The organism is Streptomyces sp. iso_384 (assembly GCF_056172905.1).
In genome coordinates, this window is sequence record NZ_JBWBTT010000001.1 from 2,305,650 (window position 1) to 2,326,553 (window position 20,904).

Sequence of the window (20,904 nt, forward strand, 5' to 3'; positions counted from 1 at the left end):
CTCAAGCGTAATGGCCCCGGGGGCGGCCGTGGTCGGCCCGGTTGCGCAACGGGGTCAGCGAGGCCACCTGGAGCCGTGCGCCGTCCCGGGCGTCCAGGAACCGGCCGAGCGCGTCATCGGACACCGACGACCACGGGAACGACGTCGCGTGCAGCCCGATCAGGTTGAACTGGTGCAGCGCCTCCGCCCAGCGGCCCCGGGCGAGCAGGACGTACGCGAGGAGATTGCGGACCTCGGCCGGCCACGGGTCGCCGGGCCGGTAGGCGGCGGAGAGCCCGATCGCCAGGTCGGCCGCCGCGTCGATCCGCTCCTCCAGTACGGAGGTGGTCCGGCCGATCGCCTGGGCGTCCAGGAGCAGCGCGAAGGCCGCCCGGGCCGGCAGGGCCTGCACCAGGGAGTCGGGCCGCGCGTCCGCCGCGGCCTGCTCGGCGAAGTCGAAGCACTCGCGGTGCGAGCCGTACCAGGCGGCCGACAGATAGCGCAGCGCCGCCACATGGCAGCCGTAGTGGTGCGCGGAGCGCCGTACGGCCTGCTCCCACAGCGATTCGAAGGCGGTGTGCGTGGCATGGGTGCCGCGTGCGTGGTCCAGGGCGAGCCGCCACGGGACGGGGTCGCGCGGGTCCGCGTCGGCGGCGGCGGTGATCAGCGGGCCGACCTCGCGGAGCCGTTCCGCGCGGGCGGGCGACTCCCAGGCCCGGCGGACCGCCAGCTCCGCCTTGACCAGCAGGCCGTCCGGATCGCGCGGGGCGGCGGCCAGCCACTGGTCGAGCCAGCCGTCCCGGCTGCGGGCGAAGGTGACGAGTCGGCCGAGATAGCGGTCCCGGTTCTCCCAGTCGGCGGCGTCCCGGGTGGTGGCGAGCAGCTCGGCGGCCGGTTCGTGGTCGCCCAGGGCAGCGGCGACCAGCGCGGGAGAGAGCCGCTCGTCGGGGGCGTCGAGCAGCACCGCGTCATCCGCGGACAGTCCGGCGGACAGCGGAGGGCTGTGCCGGATCATGCGCGCGGTACTGAGCAGAGCGCGAAGGAAGGCCATGGTGCAGACCATTGAAAAGGCCTGGTGGGGGCCGCGCCAGGGGTGTGCTGTGAAGCTTCTGTGCCGAGTGAATGGGTTGTATCGGGCCGAGTCAAGAAAAGGCAAAGGAATGGGCGTCTGTTGGCTTGATTACGCTCTCCCGTGCGGCCCGTCCGCCCCTGTGGTCCCCCGGGGCGGACGGCCGGAACCTCGGCCCCGGCCGCCCGGCAACGCCCCCGAGGTCACCCCCTGCGCAGCATCCGGGACGCCCCCGCCGCCACCGTGGTGGCCAGAACCCACCCCACCAGCACCAGACCGGCCGCGGCCCACTGCCAGGCGCCCTCCATCCGCCAGTAGCCGTCCTGCCCGAGGTTGATCACCGGGATCAGCAGATCCAGTGCGTACAGCGCGGGATTCCACAGCGGCGACTCGTCGTCCTTGACCGCGGGCGGGGTGTGCTGCGCGAAAGCCGCCGTGCCCGCCGCCCACAGCACCGCCATCCACACCGCCGCCCGCCCCGGCCGGTAGCCGTACGCCACCGTCCAGTCCTGGAGATACCCCCAGGCCTTCGCGGCGGGCGGCAGCGTCTCGCGGCGGCGGCGCTGCTTGGCGAGCAGCACCTCGCGCGCGTCCGCGTCCTCGCCGCTGCTGCGCATCACCGTGGCCAGCCGCTCGTACGGCTCGGGGACGTACTCCGGCGTCGCGGCCTGCACCCACTCCAGCCGCCGGGAGAGCGGGAAGTGGCCGTAGGGGACGAGGTTCTCGTAGACGAAGCCGCCCATTGCCAGACCGCCGGGGCCCGGCCAGCTCGTCGACAGGTCGATCAGGGTCACCACCTTCGCGCCGTTCAGGACCACCCGGCCCTCCTCCGGGCGCTCCGCGTTGAACCGCAGCTCCGGCGTCACGATCCGGCGCAGCGACAACTCCTCCTGCCGGGTCATGACGAACCGCGCCTTGTGCAGGTCCACCGCGTCCCCGAACCGCCCGTCGTCCAGGCGCACCCCGCCCCGGCACTCGAAGATCTGCGAGCGGGTGCCGCGCGCCGGGGTCGGGGCGTAGACCACGCCGTACGGGGGAGTGGTGCCCTGGTTCCCCGTGTCGACGCTCACCCACGCCTCGGTCATGTAGAGCGTGCGCTCCACCGTCAGCTGCGGGGCGTTCAGCGCGCGCCGGTCCTCCGCGGCACGCAGCCGGCTGCCGCGCAGACTCAGCGAACCGCCCACCTTCGCCCCGCGCAGACTCAGCTCGCCGAGCGTCTCGATCATCTCGGCCTGGAGGTCCTGCGCGACGGTCATGCCGTCCCCGACCACGGCCCGCCCGTGCCGGTCCGGGCCGACGCTGAGCTGGTTGATCAGCAGGTCCGTGCCGATCTGGGCGTCGGTCAGCCGGATGCCCCGGTCGATCCGGCAGCGCGGCAGATGCAGATCGCCCTCGGTCTGCAGCCGCGCCGCCTCCAGCCGGGGCAGCGCGCACCCCACCAGCCGCAAGGTCGTGAAGTGGCACTCCGGAAGCACCACCTCCTGCTCGAAACGGCAGCCGGTCAGCTCCACGTACGGAGCCACCCGGCCGCCCGCCAGATCCAGCTTTCCGGTGATCCGCACCCCCCGGAGCTTCAGCGCCGCCACCCGGCCGGGCCGGGCGGGCGGGCCGCTCAGCAGCAGTCGTGCCACCGTGCGCGCGCCGACGCTCCGCTCGGGCCCCCACACCTGCGGGGTGAACGGATCGTTGTGGGTCGTGTCGTAACTGCGTAAGTCATAGGTGGTCCCGTTGCGGAAGGACTGCCACATGCCCAGCTCCGCTGCGCTGAGGCCGTCCGGGATATCGCCATCGTGCGGCTCGGTCACGGCCGCTCCCTCCGTGCACACATGCTGTAGTGCCGTTATTCCCTGGTGTGACGCCGTGAAAGCCAGTGGTCAGCAGTGACGGCCGGACATGGCCGAGACGCGTATCGGCCAGTGGTACGAGCGACCGGTATCAGCCAGTGATACGGGCGACCGGACGCTCCGGACGGTCTGAGAGAATTGCCGTGTGATCTCTCGAATCGATCTGCGCGGTGACGCCCTCCCCGAGGGTGGAGCCCTGCGCGACCTGCTGCCCCGTGCCGAGTTCGACGTGGAAGCCGCCCTGGAGACGGTGCGGCCCATCTGCGAGGACGTATGCCATCGTGGCTCCGCGGCAGTGATCGAGTGGGGGGAGAAACTCGACGGTGTCCGGATCGAGTCGGTCCGGGTGCCCGCCGAGGCCCTGACGAAGGCTCTTCGGGAACTGGACCCCGCCGTCCGCGCCGCGCTGGAGGAGTCGATCCGCCGCGCCCGCCTCGTCCACCGCGAGCAGCGCCGCACCACGCACACCACCCAGGTCGTCCCCGGCGGCACCGTCACCGAGAAGTGGGTGCCCGTCGAGCGCGTCGGGCTCTACGTCCCCGGCGGCCGCTCGGTCTACCCCTCCTCCGTCGTGATGAACGTCGTCCCGGCCCAGGAGGCGGGCGTCGAGGGCGTCGCCGTCGCCTCCCCGCCGCAGAAGGACTTCGGCGGACTGCCGCACCCCACGATCCTCGCCGCCTGCGCCCTGCTCGGCGTCGACGAGGTGTACGCCGCCGGTGGCGCCCAGGCCATCGCGATGTTCGCGTACGGCACCGAGGACTGCTCCCCGGTCAACCTGGTCACCGGGCCCGGCAACATCTACGTCGCCGCCGCCAAGCGCCTCCTCAAGGGCCGCATCGGCATCGACGCCGAGGCCGGGCCCACCGAGATCGCGATCCTGGCCGACGCCACCGCCGACCCGGTGCACGTGGCCGCCGACCTGATCAGCCAGGCCGAGCACGACCCGATGGCCGCCGCCGTCCTGGTCACCGACTCCGCGGAGCTGGCCGCCGCCACCGAGGCCGAGCTGGCTCCGCAGGTCGCCGCGACCAAGCACATCGAGGACCGCATCGAGCCCGCGCTCGCCGGCCGCCAGTCCGCGATCGTCCTGGTCTCCTCGATCGAGGACGGCCTCAAGGTCGTCGACGCGTACGGCGCCGAGCACCTGGAGATCCAGACCGCCGACGCCGCCGCCGTCGCCGACCGGGTCCGCAACGCCGGAGCGATCTTCGTCGGCCCCTGGTCGCCCGTCTCGCTCGGCGACTACTGCGCCGGCTCCAACCACGTCCTGCCCACCGGCGGCTGCGCCTGCCACTCCTCGGGCCTCTCCGTGCAGTCCTTCCTGCGCGGCATCCACATCGTCGACTACAGCCGCGACGCGCTCGCCGAGGTCACCCACCATGTGGTGACCCTCGCCGAGGCGGAGGACCTCCCCGCCCACGGCGCAGCGCTCAAGGCAAGGTTCGGCTGGAAGGTTCCGCAGCAGTGACGAACGGCAGCACCACCCCCCGCAACCCCTGGGACGAGCTCCCCATCCGCGACGAACTGCGCGGTCAGTCCCCGTACGGAGCACCCCAGCTCGACGTCCCCGTACGCCTCAACACCAACGAGAATCCGTATCCCCTGCCCGAAGCCCTGGTCGAGCGGATCGCCGAGCGGGTCCGCGAGGCCGCCCGCGGCCTCAACCGCTACCCCGACCGGGACGCCGTCGAGCTCCGCACCGAGCTGGCCCGCTACCTCACCCGGACCGCCGGACACGCGGTGACGGCCGCCAACGTCTGGGCCGCCAACGGCTCCAACGAGGTCCTCCAGCAGCTGCTGCAGACCTTCGGCGGGCCCGGCCGCACCGCGATCGGCTTCGAACCCTCGTACTCCATGCACGCCCTGATCTCCCGGGGCACCGGCACCGGCTGGATCTCCGGGCCGCGCAACGAGGACTTCACCATCGACGTGGACGCCGCCCGCGCCGCCATCGCCGAGCACCGCCCCGAGGTCGTCTTCATCACCTCGCCCAACAACCCCACCGGCACCGCCGTCGACGCGGAGACCGTCCTCGCCCTCTACGACGCCGCCCAGGCCGCCGGGCCCTCGATCGTCGTCGTCGACGAGGCGTACGGCGAGTTCAGCCACCACGCATCGCTGCTCCCGCTGATCGAGGGCCGCCGCAACCTGATCGTCTCCCGGACCATGTCCAAGGCGTTCGGCGCGGCCGGGCTCCGCCTCGGCTACCTCGCCGCCGACCCGGCCGTGGTCGACGCGGTCCAGCTGGTGAGGCTGCCGTACCACCTCTCCTCCGTCACCCAGGCCACCGCGCTCGCCGCCCTGGAGCACACCGATACGCTGCTGGGGTACGTCGCCCAGCTCAAGAGCGAACGCGACCGGCTGGTGGCCGAGCTGCGCGCCATCGGCTACGAGGTCACCGACTCGGACGCCAACTTCGTCCAGTTCGGCCGCTTCGACGACAGCCACGCCGTCTGGCAGAGCATCCTCGACCGGGGCGTCCTGGTCCGGGACAACGGCGTACCGGGATGGCTGCGGGTCACCGCGGGCACCCCGGCAGAGAACGACGCGTTCCTCGATGCGGTACGCGAACTCAAGAAGGAGCACGACGCATGAGCCCCCGCGTAGGCCGCGTGGAACGCACCACGAAGGAAACGTCCGTGCTCGTCGAGATCAACCTCGACGGCACCGGAAAGGTCGATGTCGCCACCGGGGTCGGCTTCTACGACCACATGCTCGACCAGCTCGGCCGCCACGGCCTCTTCGACCTCACGGTCAAGACCGAGGGCGACCTGCACATCGACAGCCACCACACCATCGAGGACACCGCCCTCGCCCTCGGCGCCGCCTTCAAGCAGGCCCTCGGCGACAAGGTCGGCATCTACCGCTTCGGCAACTGCACCGTCCCGCTGGACGAGTCGCTCGCCCAGGTCACCGTCGACCTCTCCGGCCGCCCCTACCTCGTGCACACCGAGCCCGAGAAGATGGCGCCGATGATCGGCGAGTACGACACGACGATGACCCGGCACATCCTGGAGTCCTTCGTCGCCCAGGCGCAGATCGCCCTGCACGTCCACGTGCCGTACGGGCGCAACGCCCACCACATCGTCGAGTGCCAGTTCAAGGCCCTCGCCCGCGCCCTGCGGTACGCCTGTGAGCACGACCCGCGCGCCGCCGGCATCCTGCCCTCCACGAAGGGCGCCCTGTGACCGGCCTCAACACCATCCTGATCGTCGTCGGCCTCTTCCTGGCCGGCGGCGTCTACTCCTTCGCCAAGCAGGGGATGCCCAAGGGCGTCATCGTGCTTCTGTCGATCGGCTCCGTGATGTGCCTGGTGGCGGGCATCCTGCGGATCCAGGGACTGTGGGACTGAGGACAGGTACGTCATGAGTGAGAACCAGAAGAAGGTCGTCGTCTTCGACTACGGCTTCGGCAACGTCCGTTCCGCCGAGCGCGCCCTCGCCCGCGTCGGCGCGGACGTCGAGATCACCCGCGACTACGACCGCGCGATGAACGCCGACGGGCTCCTCGTCCCCGGCGTCGGCGCGTTCTCCGCCTGCATGGACGGTCTGAAGCGGGCCCGCGGCGACTGGATCGTCGGCCGCAGGCTCTCCGGCGGACGCCCCGTGATGGGTATCTGCGTCGGGATGCAGATCCTTTTCGAGCGCGGCATCGAGCACGGCGTGGAGACCGAGGGCCTGGACGAATGGCCCGGTACGGTCGGCCCCCTGAAGGCCGACGTCGTCCCGCACATGGGCTGGAACACCGTCGAGGCCCCCGAGGGCTCCCGGCTCTTCGCGGGCCTGGACCCCGAGGCCCGGTACTACTTCGTGCACTCCTACGCGGCGCACGGCTGGTCCCTCGAAGTCACCAACGCCAAGATCCGTGCCCCCAAGGTCACCTGGGCCACGCACGGCGAACGGTTCGTGGCCGCCGTGGAGAACGGCGCGCTGTGGGCCACCCAGTTCCACCCCGAGAAGTCCGGCGATGCCGGCGCCCAGCTGCTGACCAACTGGATCGAGACGCTGTAATGCCGAAGCTTGAACTGCTCCCCGCCGTCGACGTCCGCGACGGCCAGGCCGTCCGCCTCGTGCACGGCGAGTCCGGCTCCGAGACCTCCTACGGCTCCCCGCTGGAGGCCGCCCTCGCCTGGCAGTCCGCCGGCGCCGAGTGGCTGCACCTCGTCGACCTGGACGCCGCCTTCGGCACGGGCGACAACCGCGCCCTGATCGCCGAGGTGACCGGGGCCATGGACATCAAGGTCGAGCTGTCCGGCGGCATCCGTGACGACGCCTCGCTGGAGGCCGCACTCGCCACCGGCTGCCGCCGCGTCAACCTCGGCACCGCCGCCCTGGAGACCCCGGAGTGGGTCGCCAAGGTCATCGCCGAGCACGGCGACAAGATCGCCGTCGGCCTCGACGTCCGCGGCACCACCCTGCGCGGCCGCGGCTGGACCCGCGACGGCGGAGACCTCTACGAGACGCTGGCCCGCCTCGACTCCGAGGGCTGCGCCCGCTACGTCGTCACCGACATCGCCAAGGACGGCACCCTGGAAGGCCCCAACCTGGGCCTCCTGCGCGACGTCTGCGCCGCCACCGACCGCCCGGTCGTCGCCTCCGGCGGGGTCTCGTCCCTGGACGACCTCCGCGCGATCTCCCTCCTCGTCCCCGAAGGCGTCGAGGGCGCGATCGTCGGCAAGGCGCTGTACGCGAAGGCGTTCACGCTGGAAGAGGCCCTCAAGGCGGTCGCCGTATGACGGACGCCGCTTCCGCCGTGCGCCGGATCTCCACCGGCGCCCCCTGGGAGGAGAAGTTCGGCTACTCGCGCGCCGTCGAACTCCCCAACGGGCTCGTCCTGGTCGCCGGCTGCACCTCCGTCGTCAACGGCCAGATCTCCGCGGGCTCCCCGTACGAGCAGACCGTCACCTCCTTCGACGTCGCCTTCGCGGCGCTGGAGCAGGTGGGCCTGGGCCGCGAGGACGTCGTCCGCACCCGGATGTACATCACGCACGCCCGGGACGTGGACGAGGTCGGCCGCGCCCACAAGGAGCTGTTCGACGCCGTACGCCCCGCCGCCTCCATGATCATCGTGTCCGGTTTCGTGGACCCGAGCCTGGTCGTCGAGGTCGAGGTCGAGGCCTACCGAGGAGGTGCGCGGTGACCCTCGCCGTACGGGTCATCCCCTGCCTGGACGTCGACAACGGCCGGGTCGTCAAGGGCGTCAACTTCCAGAACCTGCGCGACGCGGGCGACCCCGTCGAGATGGCCAAGCTGTACGACGCCGAGGGTGCCGACGAGCTGACCTTCCTCGACATCACCGCCTCCAGCGGCGACCGCGAGACGACGTACGACGTGGTCCGCCGCACCGCCGAGCAGGTCTTCATCCCGCTCACCGTCGGCGGCGGCGTCCGTGCCCCGGACGACGTCGACAAGCTGCTGCGCGCCGGGGCGGACAAGGTGGGCGTCAACACCGCCGCCATCGCCCGCCCCGAGCTCATCCGTGAGATCGCCGAACGCTTCGGCCGCCAGGTCCTGGTGCTCTCCGTCGACGCCCGCCGCACCCCGGAGGGCACCTTCGAGGTCACCACGCACGGCGGCCGCAAGGGCACCGGCATCGACGCCGTCGAGTGGGCGCACCGGGCCGCCGAGCTGGGCGCGGGCGAGATCCTGCTGAACTCGATGGACGCCGACGGCACCAAGGACGGCTACGACACCGAGATGATCGAGGCGGTACGGAAGCACGTCACCGTCCCCGTCATCGCCTCCGGCGGCGCGGGCCGGCTCGCCGACTTCGCCCCGGCGATCGAGGCGGGGGCCGACGCGGTGCTCGCCGCGTCCGTCTTCCACTTCGGCGACCTGCGGATCTCCGAGGTCAAGGGCGCCCTGCGGGAAGCGGGCCACCCGGTCCGCTGATCCCGTACGCAGTACGAGGCGGTATCACCGGTCCGCCGAGACCGGTGATACCGCCGATGCGTGTCCACGGGCCGCACCGTGAGAGTGGCGAACGCCGGCGAACGACGCCGGCGGCCACGCGGTGCACCCCGACAGCCCTTGGACGACGGGCTCATGGGCCTCGCGTGGTGTGGTTCCCCCCGCCACCACCGAGAGGATCCCCCCGTGCAGCAGCACCTCCCCTCCGGCACCATCCCCCCGCGCCCTTCCCGCCCGAGCCGCACCGGTACGTTCCTGGGCCGTTCCCGTACGGCGACGGGTCTGGTGACCGCCGCCGCGGCCACCGCCGGCCTCCTGCTGACCGGCCTGGCGCCCGGCGCTCAGGCCGTCGCCGCCAACCCCTACGAGCGCGGCCCGGCCCCCACCAACGCCTCCATCGAGGCGAGCCGCGGCTCGTACGCCGTCTCCCAGACCTCCGTCTCCTCGCTCGTCGCGAGCGGATTCGGCGGCGGCACCATCTACTACCCGACCTCCACCGCCGACGGCACCTTCGGCGCGGTGGTCATCTCGCCCGGCTTCACCGCCTACGAGTCCTCCATCGCCTGGCTCGGACCGCGCCTGGCCTCCCAGGGCTTCGTGGTCTTCACGATCGACACGAACACCACACTCGACCAGCCGGACAGCCGGGGCCGCCAACTCCTCGCCGCACTGGACCACCTGACCCAGCGCAGCTCGGTACGGACCCGGGTCGACGCCTCCCGGCTCGGCGTGATGGGCCACTCGATGGGTGGCGGCGGCTCACTGGAAGCGGCGAAGAGCCGTACGTCGTTGAAGGCGGCGATCCCGCTGACCGGCTGGAACACCGACAAGACCTGGCCCGAACTGCGCACGCCCACCCTGGTGGTGGGGGCGGACGGTGACTCGATCGCCCCGGTCGCCACGCACTCCAAGCCCTTCTACGCGTCGTTGCCCGGCTCTCTGGACAAGGCCTACCTGGAGCTGCGCGGAGCCTCGCACTTCACGCCGAACACCTCCAACACGACGATCGCGAAGTACAGCATTTCCTGGCTGAAGCGATTCATCGACGACGACACCCGCTACGAGCAGTTCCTCTGCCCGCTCCCGCAGCCGAGCCTGACCATCGCGGAGTACCGGGGCAACTGCCCGCACACCGCGTAGACACGGCGCTCCGGGCCTGCCGCGCTGTGCTCCGGCACAGCGCGGCAGGCCTCCGGCTGGGAGCCCGCACCGCACCGGGCCGTTACCGCGCGGGACCCGGACACGGCGCTTCCTCCCTTGCCGAGGCGAACGTACGGTGCCGGTGTGACCCCATCGACGACCGTGCGCAGTCCGCTCCGGCTGTACGGCCGTGATGCTGAACTCGCAATGTTGGCAAGCCTGTTGGAGCAGTTGCGGCGAGGGGACGGAGGTGCGCTCGTCCTGGCCGCACCACCCGGCCTCGGCCGTACGGCACTGCTGCGCGAGGCCGCGGAGGCGCACCGCGACCGGGGGCCGGTGCTGTACGCCGCGGCCACCGGGGCGAAGCGCTCGGTGCCCGGGGGTGGGTTGGGCGCGCTGCTCGGGTCGGGGGCGGCCGGCGCCGCCCCGTTCGGCCCGCTCGCCGACACCGGCCCGCCGTCCGCCGCCCCGCCCCCGGGCGTCAGTCCCGACGCGCTGCTCGACCGACTGCGTGAACTCGGCGCCGGGCGGCCTCTGTTGGTCTGTGTGGACGACGCGCACGCCTGGGATCCGGCGTCCTGTGCCGCCCTCGCTCTCGCGGCCCGCCGGCTGGGCCCGGGCAGCCGGATCGTCGTTCTGCTCACGGCCGCGGACAGCACCCCCTTCGCCGGACTGCCCGTGCTTCAGCCGGCCCCCCTGGACGAAGGCGCCGCCGGGGCGCTCCTGGACCGGCTGACCTCCGGCACGGAGGGGCTGGACCCGGTCGTGCGCGCCGAACTCCTCCGCGAGGCGGCCGGAAACCCCCGCCTGCTCACCGGACTCACCGGCCGCCTCACCCCCGACCAGCTCGCCGGCCGTACCCCGCTGCCCTTCCCCCTGCCCGGCGGTGAAGCGGTGCTGGCCGCACACGCCGAACGTCTCGACGGCCTCCCGGACCGGACCCGCGCCCTGCTCCTGCTCGCCGCCGCGGCCCAGGAGCACGAGCCGGACGGCACGAGTGCGGACGCCCTGCTCCTGCTGCGCGCGGGCACCCGCAGCGGACTGCCCCGCACCTTCCTGGACCGGGCCCTGTTCGGTACGAGTGTCACCGGCGGCATCCTTCAACGGGCGGGCAGCCGTGTCCACTTCACCCACCACCTGGTCGCCCGCGCCGTACTCCACCGCACCCCCTGGTCCCACCGCCGCGCGGCCCACGAACTGCTGGCCACCCTGCTGACGGAGGCCGCCCCCGCGCCCCCTCCGGGCGCCAACCCCGCCCCGCCCGTCCCGCTGGCCGCCCTGGTCCAGCGGGCCTGTGCCGCGCCCGGGCCGGACGCCGCGCTGGCCGCCCGGATCGAGGCGGCCGCCATCGCCCCCTTCCCGCACGCCGAGCGTTCCGCCGCCCTCGCCCGTGCCGCCCTGCTCTCCACCGAACCGGCGCTGCGGGCGGCCCGGTTCGCCGGGGCGGCCGAGCAGGCGGGGCTGGCCGGCGACCCGTGCCTGGCGCGCGCCCTGCTGGCCAGGGCCGGGCCGCGTACGGTCGGCGCGGCGGGGCCGGGCGGCGATCCCGGGCAGGGCCTCGCGCCCTACGTGCACGGCATGCTCGCCCTGCGCTCCGGGCCCGCGGCCGACGCCCACGAAGCGTTGCTCGCCTCGGCCGGGCTGCTCGCACCGCACGATCCCCGCCGCGCCCTCGACGCCCTCCTCGGCGCGGCCGAGGCCGCCTGGGCGGCGGGGGACGCCCTCGGCTACCTCGACGCCATGAACCGCCTCGCCCGCATCCCGGTGGACCCGGACCTGGAGCACTACCGGGCCGGCATGTGCGCCGTGCTCGAAGGGCGTACGGCAAAGGGCCACGCCCTGCTCCGCCGCTGCCTCGAACCCGCCGGTGACCCCGGCGCCCCGGCCGCGCTGCTGCGGGCCGGGGTCGCGGCGCTGGTCCTCGGGGACGTCGCCGCCGCCTGCCGCGCGGGGGCCCGTGCGCTCGCCGCCGTACGGACCAGAGGGCCCGACGCGCTGCTGCCGCAGGCGCTCGAACACCTTGCCTACGCCGAACTGCGGGCCGGGCGGCACGCCGGTGCGCGGGCCCATGCGCTGGAGGGGCTGCACGCCGCCCGCCGTACGGGGCAGCCCAACAGCTCCGCCCATCTGCACGCCGTGCTCGCCCTCGCCGCCTCCGTGGAAGGGCCCGCCGAGGCGTGCGCCGCGCATGCCGAGGCCGCGCTGGCCGGGGCGGGGTCGCACGGGCTGGCCCAGGCCGGCACCCTCGCCACCTGGGCCCGGGCCCGCGCGGACCTGGCCTCCGGGCGGCCCGGCGAGGCGGCCGCCCGACTGGCCCCGCTGGTCGGGACCGGCCCGGGCCGGGGCCACTTCGCGGCCCGGACGCTCGCCGTGCCCTGCTGGGTCGAGGCCGCCGTGCTGGCCGGACGGCTGTCCGAGGAGTCCGGGGAACTCCACGCCGCCGTGGACGAGTTCGCGTCCTGGGCCGCCCGGACCGCCGACCCGGGCGCGCCCGCCCAACTGGCCCGCTGCCGGGCCCTGCTGGCCCCCGCCGACGCGGCCGACGCCCGTTACGCCGAGGCCCTGGACCACCACGGCCGGGCCGGCGGCGACTTCGAACGGGCCCGTACCCATCTGTTGTACGGGCAGTGGCTGCGCCGCCGGCGGCGTACGCGCGAGGCCCGCGGCCCGCTGCGCGACGCCCTGGTCGCCTTCCAGTGCTGCTCGGCCCGCGCCTGGGCGGAAAGGGCGGCCGGGGAGCTGCGGGCGGCGGGGGAGCCGGTCGCCGAGCGGCGGGGCGCGGCGGGCGAACCGCTGGCGGCGCTCACACCCCAGCAGCAGCGCATCGCCCGCTGCGTGGCCGAGGGCGCCACCAACCGCGAAGTGGCGCTACGGCTGTCGCTCAGCCCGCGCACGGTCGACCACCACCTCCGTAACGTCTTCGCCGCCCTCGGCATCCGCTCCCGCACCGAACTGGCCCGGCTGCTGAGCCCCTGAAGCCTCGCGCGGCCGGGAGGTTGCGAGACCGTGATGACGAGTTCCGCGCAGACCCCTAGGTACCGACTGGGCGGTATGTCATTCTGCGGGCGTCAGGATCGTGTCGCCGCGCTCGCGCCCCGCCCGGGCCGGTGCGCCGGGCCCGCCGCGCGCGCGGCCGGCCGTATCCCGGTGGAGGCCGCCATGCCACAGGTCGTACGTCCGCGGATCGGGGCCCTGACCGGCCCGCCCCCGGCAACACCGTTGCCGCACCGCTTCCGGTCGCTGGCCGACCGCGAGGCCGTGGAGGTGCTGCACCGGGCCGCCCGGGTCCTCGTCGCCTCGCTGCCTGCCCTCACCGACCGGCTCGTCGAGGCCCTGTACGCCCAGGAGCCCGGCTACCGGGCGGCGATCGAGTCCGACCGGGCCGAGGTCTGGCAGGAGGTCCACCACTCGCTGCGGCACAACGTGGGCTCGCTGATCCAGCCCCGGGAGTTCCGCGAGTCCGCCCACCGCACCTCCCGCTGGATCGGCGAGATCCGCGCCGAGCAGGGCGTACCGCTCGACGCCGTCCTGCACGCCTTCCGGATGGGCGGCGCGATGGTCTGGCAGGACCTCGTGGACGAGACCGCCCGGCGCGACCCCGACGACGTACGGCTGCTCGTCCATGTCGCCGCCGATGTGTGGAACTTCGTCGACGAGCACTGCGGGATCGTCGCGGACGCCTACCGGCAGGCCGAGCGGCGGCTGACCTGGCGGCGCGAGAACCGGCAGCGGCTCATGGTCGCCGCCCTGCTGGACGGCACCGCCCGGATCGCGGACCTCGCCGAGGCGGCCGCGATGCTGGGGCTGCCGGAGCAGGGCCGGTACGCCGTGCTCGCGGTGGCCGCCGACCCGCGCGGGCCCGGTTCCGCCGCCCGTCCAGCGCTGACGCTGCCCGCCGCCCCGGAGGCGGTGGTGCTCTGGCATCCGGGCCAGGACGCCGAGTTCGCGATCCTGCCGCTGGCCGGCCCGCCCGGCGAGCTGAGCGAGCTGGCCGCCGCGCTGGACGTACCGGCCGGCGCCCGAGCCGGGATCGGCTCCGCCGTCGAGGGCCTGGCCGCGCTCGGCGACGCCCGCCGGCTGGCGGAGACCGCGCTGCGCGCCTGCCCGGCGTCCGGCGGCACCGTCCTGCTCGACGAGCACCTTCCGGACGCCCTGGTCGTCTCCTCCCCGGCCCTCGCCGGAGCGCTCGCCGACCGGGTGCTGGGCCCGCTGGACCGGCTGGACCCCGGCGACCGCGACGTCATCGTGGAAACCCTCACCGCCTGGCTGGACGCGGACGGCTCCGCGCAGCGGGCGGGCGCGAGGCTCTACTGCCACCGCAACACCGTCCTCAACCGCCTCCGCCGCTTCGAACAGCTCACCGGCCGCTGTCTGACCCGGCCCCGGGACGCGGTGGAGGTCTCGCTCGCGCTGGCCGCCCGACGGCTGCTCGGCAACACCTGAAAACTCCGCAACAAATATTGCGCAATTCTTCTTGCGCAACTTTTCCTGTGCATCTACGGTCGCGTCATGCCCAGTGAAGAGCGACGCCGTATCTCCGACCTCGACACCCTCAAGGCGATCGGCCACCCCCTGCGCCTGAAGCTCTACCGCGCCCTGCACATCAAACGCACCGCCACCGCCTCCCAGCTCGCCGGACTGGTCGACGAGGCGGTCTCCCTCGTCAGCTACCACCTGCGCAAGCTCGCCGACAGCGGACTGATCGAACCCGCCGAAGGACAGGGCACCGACGGCCGGGAACGCTGGTGGCAGCCGTCCTCCCGTGGACTGACCTTCAGCGACGAGGACTTCGACGACGCGCCGGACAAGGCGGCCGTCTACGCCGCCGCCAACCGGATGTCCTTCGACCAGCACGTCGAGCTCTACCGGGCCCACCAGGACTCCCGGCACACCTGGGACACGGAATGGCGCAGCGCCTCCTGGAGCTCGGAGAACCTCCTCCGGCTCACCGCCGAGGAACTGGCCTCGCTCAGCCGGGAGATGGGCGCGCTGATCGACCGCTACGAGGAAACCGGCCGCGCCCGCGACGAAGCGGGCGACACGGAAGGCAGGGAGAGCGTCGCCCTGCACACCTACGGGTTCCCCTTCCGCCCGTGAACCCGCCGATCCCTCCGGACCGCCTCACTCTCTCAGGGACGAACCCATGACCGCCGCCACCGTGGAATGCCCCGAACGGCCCGCGCACCGCGACCCGAACGTCCTGCGCTGGCTCGGCGCGTACAGCGCGTCGATGATCGGCGACAGCGTCTACTTCATGGCCCTCGCCTGGGCCGCCGCCCGCACCGGCAGCGCCTCCGGCACCGGACTGGTGCTCGCCGCCGGCTCCCTGCCCCGGGCCCTCCTGATGCTCGGCGGGGGAGTGCTCGCCGACCGGCTCGGGCCCCGCCGCGTGGTCATCGGCAGCGACGCCGCCCGCGCGCTCCTGGTGCTCTCGCTCGCCGCCGTCCTGGTCCTCACCGCGCCCACCGTGGGCGTCCTGGTGGCCGTCGCCCTGCTCTTCGGCGCGGTCGACGCCCTGTTCCTGCCCGCCGTCGGAGCGCTGCCGCCCCGGATCAGCGGCCCGGGCCAGCTCGCCCGGATCCAGGGCCTGCGCGCACTGGCCGCGCGCGGCTCCTCGATCATCGGCGCGCCGATGGGCGGGGTCGCCGTGGCCGTCGGCGGACCCGCGCTCGCCTTCGCCGCCGCCGGAGCGCTCTTCGCCCTGTCCCTGCCGCTGCTCCTGCGGCTGCGGATCAGACCGCTGCCCGAGCCGGAGACCTCCGGTGAGGCGCCGGCCGCCGAGAAGAGCCCCAACGCCTGGCACGACCTCGTCGACGGCCTCCGGTACATCCGCCGCCACCCCCTGCTCGGCCCGCTCATGCTCGTCATCGCCCTCAGCGAGCTCGGCTTCGTCGGGCCGCTCAACCTCGGCCTCATCCTGCTCTCCGAGCAGCGCGGCTGGGGCGCGGCCGGCATGGGCTGGATCGTCGCCGGATTCGCCGGCGGAGCGGCCGGGTCCGCCCTCGTCCTCGCCGTCCGCGGCCGGCTGCCGCGCGCCGGAACGGTCATGTGCCTGATGGCCCTCGTCGGCGCCACGGGCATCGCCGCCCTGGCGCAGGTCCCCTCGGTGGCCCTCGCCGCCGCGATCGCCGCGTTCGTCGGCCTCACGGCCGGACTGGCCGGGGCGCTGTGCGGAGCCCTCGTCCAGACCGCCGCCGACCCGGCGTACCTGGGCCGGGTCACCTCCGTATCGACGTTCTTCACCTACGCCATCGCCCCGCTGAGCTACCCCGTCACCGGGGCGGCCGTCGCCCTCTGGGGCACCGGGCCGGTCTTCGCGGTCAGCGCGGCCGTGTGCGCGGCCGGCGGCGTGATGGGCCTGGCCGTCACCACGCTGCGCCGCGCCGAACTGCCCCGCTGACCCGACCGGACCCGACCTGAGCGGACCTGTCTGGCAGGGCCCGGGCTACATCCCCAGCTCGGCCGACTTCAGCCGCTCCACCGCCGCCTGGTCGCCCTCCACCTCGACGTCCGCCGCGTCCTGCCGGCCGAACGCGTACAGCAGCAGCTCGGCGGGCTCCCCGGTCACCGTCACCACCGGCGTCCCCTTGTGGGCCACCGCCGTCTGGCCGTCCGGGCGGCGCAGCACCAGCCCCACCGGGGACCGCCGGCCCAGCAGCCGGGCGGTCCTCTCGGTCCGGGACCACAGCACATCGGCGAAGACCGGGTCCAGCTCACGGCGCGACCACTCGGGCTGGGCCCGGCGCACGTCCTCCGTGTGGACGAAGAACTCGACGGTGTTCGCCGCCTCGTCGATCTGCTTGAGGGACATCGGGGAGAACCGGGGCGGACCCGTGCGGATCAGCTGGATCAGTTCCTCGTACGGCTTCGCCGCGAACTCCGCCTGCACCCGCTCCAGCCGGGCCTTCAGCGCGCTCACCAGCAGCCCGCCCGCCGCGTCCGCGCGGCGTTCGCGGACCACCACATGGGCGGCCAGATCGCGGGTCTTCCAGCCGTCGCACAGCGTCGGGGCCTCGGGACCGGCCGCTTCCAACAGATCGGCGAGCAGGAGACGTTCACGCTTCGCATGGGTCGACATGCCCGCCAGCGTACGACCGTCACCCGGGGTCCGCCCAGTGGACGTCCGCCCGGAAAGCCCTCGCGGCCACGGCACAATGGGCCCATGACCAGCACGCCCGGCGCCACGCCGCCCGCCAGCAGCCTCGACCCGGCCATCGCCGCCCGCCTCAAGCGCGGCGCCGACGGCCTGGTCCCGGCCATCGCCCAGCAGTACGACACCGGCGAGGTGCTGATGCTCGGCTGGATGGACGACGAGGCGCTGCACCGCACCCTCACCACGGGCCGCTGCACCTACTGGTCGCGCAGCCGCCAGGAGTACTGGGTCAAGGGCGACACCTCCGGTCACGTCCAGCACGTGAAGTCGGTCGCCCTGGACTGCGACGCCGACACCGTGCTGGTCAAGGTCGACCAGACCGGCGCCGCCTGCCACACGGGTGACCGCACCTGCTTCGACGCCGACGTCCTCCTCGCTCCCGCCCAGTAAGGTCACCGGCCATGGATCTCGACACCTTCCGCAAGCTGGCCGTCGACCGGCGCGTCGTCCCCGTCAGCCGCCGCCTCCTCGCGGACGGCGACACCCCGGTCGGCCTGTACCGCAAGCTCGCCGCCGAGCGCACCGGCACCTTCCTGCTGGAGTCCGCGGAGAACGGCCGGACCTGGTCGCGCTACTCCTTCATCGGCGTCCGCAGCGACGCCACCCTCACCGCCCGCGACGGCCAGGCCCACTGGCTCGGCACCCCGCCCGTCGGCGTCCCGGAGACCGGCGACCCGCTGGACGCCCTGCGCGCCACCGTCGAGACCCTGCACACCCCGCGCGACCTGGTGAGCGACGTGGGTCTGCCGCCGTTCACCGGCGGCATGGTCGGCTACCTCGGCTACGACGTCGTCCGCCGCCTGGAGAAGATCGGCGAGCACGGCGGCGACGACCTGAAGCTGCCCGAGCTGACCATGCTCCTCACCTCGGACCTCGCCGTCCTCGACCACCAGAACGGCACCGTCCTGCTGATCGCCAATGCGATCAACCACAACGACCTCGACACCGGCGTCGACGAGGCCCACGCGGACGCCGTCGCCCGCCTCGACGCGATGGAGCGCGACCTGCGCCGCCCGGTCGAGAACGCCCCCGCCGTCCTGCACCCGTCCGAACTGCCGCCGTACACCGCGCTGTGGGGCGGCGAGTCCTACCAGGCGGCCGTCGAGGACATCAAGGAGCGCATCCGGGCCGGCGAGGCCTTCCAGGTCGTGCCCTCCCAGCGCTTCGAGACCCCGTGCACGGCGAGCGCCCTGGACGTCTACCGGGTGCTGCGGGCCACCAACCCGTCCCCGTACATGTATCTCTTCCGCTTCGACGGGTTCGACGTCGTCGGCTCCAGCCCCGAGGCTCTCGTCAAGGTCGAGGACGGCCGGGCCATGGTCCACCCGATCGCCGGGACCCGGCACCGGGGCGTCACCCCGCAGGAGGACCAGGCCCTCGCCGACGAACTCCTCGCCGACCCCAAGGAGCGCGCCGAGCACCTGATGCTCGTCGACCTCGGCCGCAACGACCTGGGCCGGGTCTGCGAACCGGGCAGCGTCGAGGTCGTCGACTTCATGTCGATCGAGCGCTACTCCCACGTGATGCACATCGTCTCCACCGTCACCGGCCGCGTCACCGACGACCGCACCGCCTTCGACGTCCTCACCGCCTGCTTCCCGGCCGGCACCCTCTCCGGCGCCCCGAAGCCCCGCGCCATGCAGATCATCGAGGAGCTGGAGCCGAGCCGCCGAGGCCTGTACGGGGGCTGCGTCGGCTACCTCGACTTCGCCGGGGACTCCGACACCGCCATCGCCATCCGCACCGCCCTGCTCCGCGACGGCACCGCGTACGTCCAGGCCGGAGCCGGGGTCGTCGCCGACTCCGACCCGGTCGCCGAGGACACCGAGTGCCGCAACAAGGCGGCCGCCGTGCTCCGCGCCGTCCATACGGCCAACCGGCTCCACGACCGCTGAACCGGTAAGGGATAGTGGAAGGCGTGAGTGCTGTCCCCGTACCCCAGCCCCGTGGCCGAACCGCCGACTCCGCGTCCGGCGCCGCGCCCGACTCCGCACGGAGTCGTCGCTCCCTCGCGGCCGGTCTGCTCCTCGGCGCGGCCGGCGCGACCGTCGTCCTGCTCGCCTCCGGGCAGACCTGGGCCGAGGGCCGGGCGGCCACCGGCGGCGGCGCGCTGCCGCTGACCGCCGACGGCCGGGACGTCACGGGCGTCCCCGCCGCCCTCGCCATCGTGGGTCTCGCCGCCCTCGTCGCCGTCTTCGCGGTACGCGGCGCGGGCCGCCGGATCGTCGCCGCGCTCCTGGCCCTGAGCGGTCTCGGCGCCGTCCTCAGCGCCTGGGCCGGCGCCTCCGACAGCACGGCCCTCGACGAGGAGGCGGCCAGGACCACCGGCGACGCGGCGGCCACCATCCACGCCCTCAGCCACACCGCCTGGCCCTACGTCACCGCCGTCGGCGGCCTGCTGATCCTGCTGGCCGGGCTCCTCGCCCTGCGCTACGGCAGCCGCTGGCCCGCCATGTCCGGAAAGTACGAGCGCGACGGCACGCCCCGCCCCGGCAAGGCGTCCCGCACCGCTCCCGACCCGGACCGGCCCGAGGACCTGTGGAAGGCCCTGGACCGCGGCGAGGACCCGACGCGCGAGGCGTGACCCCACGATCACCTCTCGCTGTCCCGTACGGGACAATGAAGCCGAGCCGCCCTGCGGGCGGCGGCCACACGTACAGCGTCACCCACGGCGCAACACCAACGAGGAGCAACTCATGGCGGGCACGAGCCACGGACACACCCCGGCCGCCTGGACCGGTGTCATCATCTCCTTCATCGGCTTCTGCGTCGCAGGCGTCTTCATGGTCGCGGCCAACCCGCTCGGCTTCTGGGCCGGTATCGTCGTCATCTTCGCCGGCGGACTCGTGGGCCTCGCCATGCGGGCCGCCGGTCTCGGTATGCAGAAGGAGTCGCCCGAGCTGATCGAGGCCCGGGAGCGCGCCGGGCGGGCGCAGATCTCCCACTGATCCGGACGCCGGGCCGTCCCGGCGACCGACACGCAGACAGGCGCAGCCCCGGTGGGGCTGCGCCTTTTCGCGTCGTCGGGGGACAATCACCGGGTGGACGCCTCGCCTACCCCCGCCGCAGCCCCGCCGCCGGACCATGATTCCGCCGAGCACGACCCGGCCCGCCCGGACGCCGAGCCGCAGGGCGTCGGCCCCTGGAACATGCCCCTGACAGTCTGCCCAACCTCGGACACGGCCCGCCCCGCCACCCCAGCCCGTCCGGCGTTTGAGGACGGAACCCTCGTTACTTCAGCCCGCCCGGCGCCCGAGGCCGGAGCCCCCGCCACCCCAGCCCGACCGGAGGGCGAGTGGCCCTCGCAGGTGCACGGACCCCACAGCCCCGGTTCCGTCCTCGAACGCCGGACGGGCTGGACGGGCCGGGTGCGGCGGCTCGGCACGCCCGTCGGGATTCTCGCCGCCGTCACAGCCGCCTTCACCTACGTCGGCACCGTCGACCCGAACGACCCCGGCCACTATCCCGTCTGCCCACTGCTCAGGCTGACCGGCGTCCTCTGCCCCGGCTGCGGCGGACTCCGCAGCGCCCACGCCTTCATCCACGGCGACCTCGGCGCGGCGCTCGAAGCCAACGCGATCGCCACCGTCGGCTACTTCCTCTTCGCCGCCGTCTGGGTCCTCTGGCTGACCAGGGCCTGGCGCGGCCGGGCCCTGCGGATCGGTCTGGCCCCCGCCTGGTGGTGGGGCGTGGGCGCCGTCCTGCTGATCTTCACCGTGGTCCGGAATCTGCCGTTCGGCTCGGCACTGGCCCCCTGAATGCCCAGGTAGTGGGACGCGGCGTGGCCGGATGCGAGCCCCGGGCCCTACT

The 20,904-nt window shown here is 73.7% G+C and carries 21 protein-coding genes; 18 read left to right on the forward strand and 3 right to left on the reverse strand.

What is annotated here, in order from left to right; translation table 11 throughout:
- Position 1: 1 nt before the first annotated feature.
- Both AC0VY3_RS10070 and AC0VY3_RS10075 read right to left on the reverse strand, forming a co-directional pair.
- Positions 2-1,042, reverse strand: a complete 1,041-nt coding sequence (locus AC0VY3_RS10070) for a hypothetical protein (RefSeq protein WP_103507162.1) — start codon at positions 1,040-1,042, stop codon at positions 2-4.
- 209 nt (positions 1,043-1,251) lie between these two features.
- A complete protein-coding gene (locus AC0VY3_RS10075; RefSeq protein WP_103507163.1) occupies positions 1,252-2,853 on the reverse strand; it encodes an oxidoreductase in 1,602 nt (533 codons plus the stop codon).
- Positions 2,854-3,037: 184 nt separating this feature from the next.
- On the opposite strand from AC0VY3_RS10075, the gene hisD reads away from it, so the two are divergent.
- The 13 genes from hisD to AC0VY3_RS10140 all read left to right on the forward strand — a co-directional run bounded on the left by hisD (position 3,038) and on the right by AC0VY3_RS10140 (position 16,341).
- The gene (gene hisD / locus AC0VY3_RS10080) at positions 3,038-4,360 is read left to right on the forward strand and encodes a histidinol dehydrogenase (protein WP_475549446.1); all 1,323 of its coding nucleotides are present in this window, start codon (positions 3,038-3,040) and stop codon (positions 4,358-4,360) included.
- Positions 4,357-5,487 (forward strand): histidinol-phosphate transaminase, encoded by a 1,131-nt coding sequence (locus AC0VY3_RS10085; RefSeq protein ID WP_103507165.1) that lies wholly within the window; start codon positions 4,357-4,359, stop codon positions 5,485-5,487. Before hisD ends, AC0VY3_RS10085 begins: the two co-directional genes overlap by 4 nt.
- Positions 5,484-6,080: an imidazoleglycerol-phosphate dehydratase HisB gene (hisB, locus tag AC0VY3_RS10090; protein WP_093686685.1), complete on the forward strand. Its 597-nt coding sequence runs from the start codon at positions 5,484-5,486 to the stop codon at positions 6,078-6,080. Before AC0VY3_RS10085 ends, hisB begins: the two co-directional genes overlap by 4 nt.
- A complete protein-coding gene (locus AC0VY3_RS10095; protein WP_003969742.1) occupies positions 6,077-6,244 on the forward strand; it encodes a hypothetical protein in 168 nt (55 codons plus the stop codon). The genes hisB and AC0VY3_RS10095 overlap by 4 nt, the downstream gene beginning before the upstream one ends.
- A 13-nt stretch (positions 6,245-6,257) precedes the next feature.
- Positions 6,258-6,902: an imidazole glycerol phosphate synthase subunit HisH gene (hisH, locus tag AC0VY3_RS10100; protein ID WP_103507166.1), complete on the forward strand. Its 645-nt coding sequence runs from the start codon at positions 6,258-6,260 to the stop codon at positions 6,900-6,902.
- The gene (priA, locus tag AC0VY3_RS10105; RefSeq protein WP_475549447.1) at positions 6,902-7,627 is read left to right on the forward strand and encodes a bifunctional 1-(5-phosphoribosyl)-5-((5-phosphoribosylamino)methylideneamino)imidazole-4-carboxamide isomerase/phosphoribosylanthranilate isomerase PriA; all 726 of its coding nucleotides are present in this window, start codon (positions 6,902-6,904) and stop codon (positions 7,625-7,627) included. The genes hisH and priA overlap by 1 nt, the downstream gene beginning before the upstream one ends.
- Positions 7,624-8,031 carry a RidA family protein gene (locus tag AC0VY3_RS10110; protein ID WP_103507167.1) on the forward strand — a complete coding sequence of 136 codons (408 nt, stop codon included), beginning with the start codon at positions 7,624-7,626 and terminating at the stop codon, positions 8,029-8,031. The genes priA and AC0VY3_RS10110 overlap by 4 nt, the downstream gene beginning before the upstream one ends.
- Complete coding sequence (hisF, locus tag AC0VY3_RS10115; protein WP_103507168.1) at positions 8,028-8,783, forward strand: imidazole glycerol phosphate synthase subunit HisF; 756 nt, start codon at positions 8,028-8,030, stop codon at positions 8,781-8,783. Before AC0VY3_RS10110 ends, hisF begins: the two co-directional genes overlap by 4 nt.
- A 204-nt stretch (positions 8,784-8,987) precedes the next feature.
- Complete coding sequence (bdeA, locus tag AC0VY3_RS10120; protein ID WP_103507169.1) at positions 8,988-9,941, forward strand: bis(hydroxyethyl) terephthalate hydrolase; 954 nt, start codon at positions 8,988-8,990, stop codon at positions 9,939-9,941.
- A 162-nt stretch (positions 9,942-10,103) separates the two neighbouring features.
- Positions 10,104-12,917, forward strand: coding sequence for a helix-turn-helix transcriptional regulator (locus AC0VY3_RS10125; RefSeq protein WP_475551657.1), 2,814 nt, complete (start codon positions 10,104-10,106; stop codon positions 12,915-12,917).
- A 183-nt stretch (positions 12,918-13,100) separates the two neighbouring features.
- Positions 13,101-14,384 carry a PucR family transcriptional regulator gene (locus tag AC0VY3_RS10130; protein ID WP_475549448.1) on the forward strand — a complete coding sequence of 428 codons (1,284 nt, stop codon included), beginning with the start codon at positions 13,101-13,103 and terminating at the stop codon, positions 14,382-14,384.
- 66 nt (positions 14,385-14,450) lie between these two features.
- Positions 14,451-15,038 (forward strand): ArsR/SmtB family transcription factor, encoded by a 588-nt coding sequence (locus tag AC0VY3_RS10135; RefSeq protein WP_475549449.1) that lies wholly within the window; start codon positions 14,451-14,453, stop codon positions 15,036-15,038.
- A 46-nt stretch (positions 15,039-15,084) separates the two neighbouring features.
- Positions 15,085-16,341, forward strand: coding sequence for an MFS transporter (locus tag AC0VY3_RS10140; protein ID WP_475549450.1), 1,257 nt, complete (start codon positions 15,085-15,087; stop codon positions 16,339-16,341).
- Positions 16,342-16,386: 45 nt separating this feature from the next.
- Here the strand turns inward: AC0VY3_RS10140 and AC0VY3_RS10145 are convergent, their stop codons facing one another.
- Complete coding sequence (locus tag AC0VY3_RS10145; RefSeq protein WP_103510560.1) at positions 16,387-17,019, reverse strand: TIGR03085 family metal-binding protein; 633 nt, start codon at positions 17,017-17,019, stop codon at positions 16,387-16,389.
- Positions 17,020-17,103: 84 nt separating this feature from the next.
- Between AC0VY3_RS10145 and hisI the strand changes: the two genes are divergently transcribed.
- The 5 genes from hisI (at position 17,104) to AC0VY3_RS10170 (ending at position 20,852) form a co-directional block, all read left to right on the forward strand.
- A complete protein-coding gene (gene hisI / locus AC0VY3_RS10150) occupies positions 17,104-17,484 on the forward strand; it encodes a phosphoribosyl-AMP cyclohydrolase (protein WP_103510559.1) in 381 nt (126 codons plus the stop codon).
- 11 nt (positions 17,485-17,495) lie between these two features.
- Positions 17,496-18,989, forward strand: coding sequence for an anthranilate synthase component I (locus tag AC0VY3_RS10155; RefSeq protein ID WP_475549451.1), 1,494 nt, complete (start codon positions 17,496-17,498; stop codon positions 18,987-18,989).
- Between the two features lie 14 nt (positions 18,990-19,003).
- On the forward strand, positions 19,004-19,678 hold the full coding sequence (locus tag AC0VY3_RS10160) for a TIGR02234 family membrane protein (protein WP_242740519.1): 675 nt from the start codon (positions 19,004-19,006) through the stop codon (positions 19,676-19,678).
- 112 nt (positions 19,679-19,790) lie between these two features.
- On the forward strand, positions 19,791-20,042 hold the full coding sequence (locus tag AC0VY3_RS10165) for an HGxxPAAW family protein (RefSeq protein ID WP_475549452.1): 252 nt from the start codon (positions 19,791-19,793) through the stop codon (positions 20,040-20,042).
- Between the two features lie 360 nt (positions 20,043-20,402).
- A complete protein-coding gene (locus AC0VY3_RS10170; RefSeq protein WP_103507401.1) occupies positions 20,403-20,852 on the forward strand; it encodes a DUF2752 domain-containing protein in 450 nt (149 codons plus the stop codon).
- Positions 20,853-20,904 lie beyond the last annotated feature (52 nt).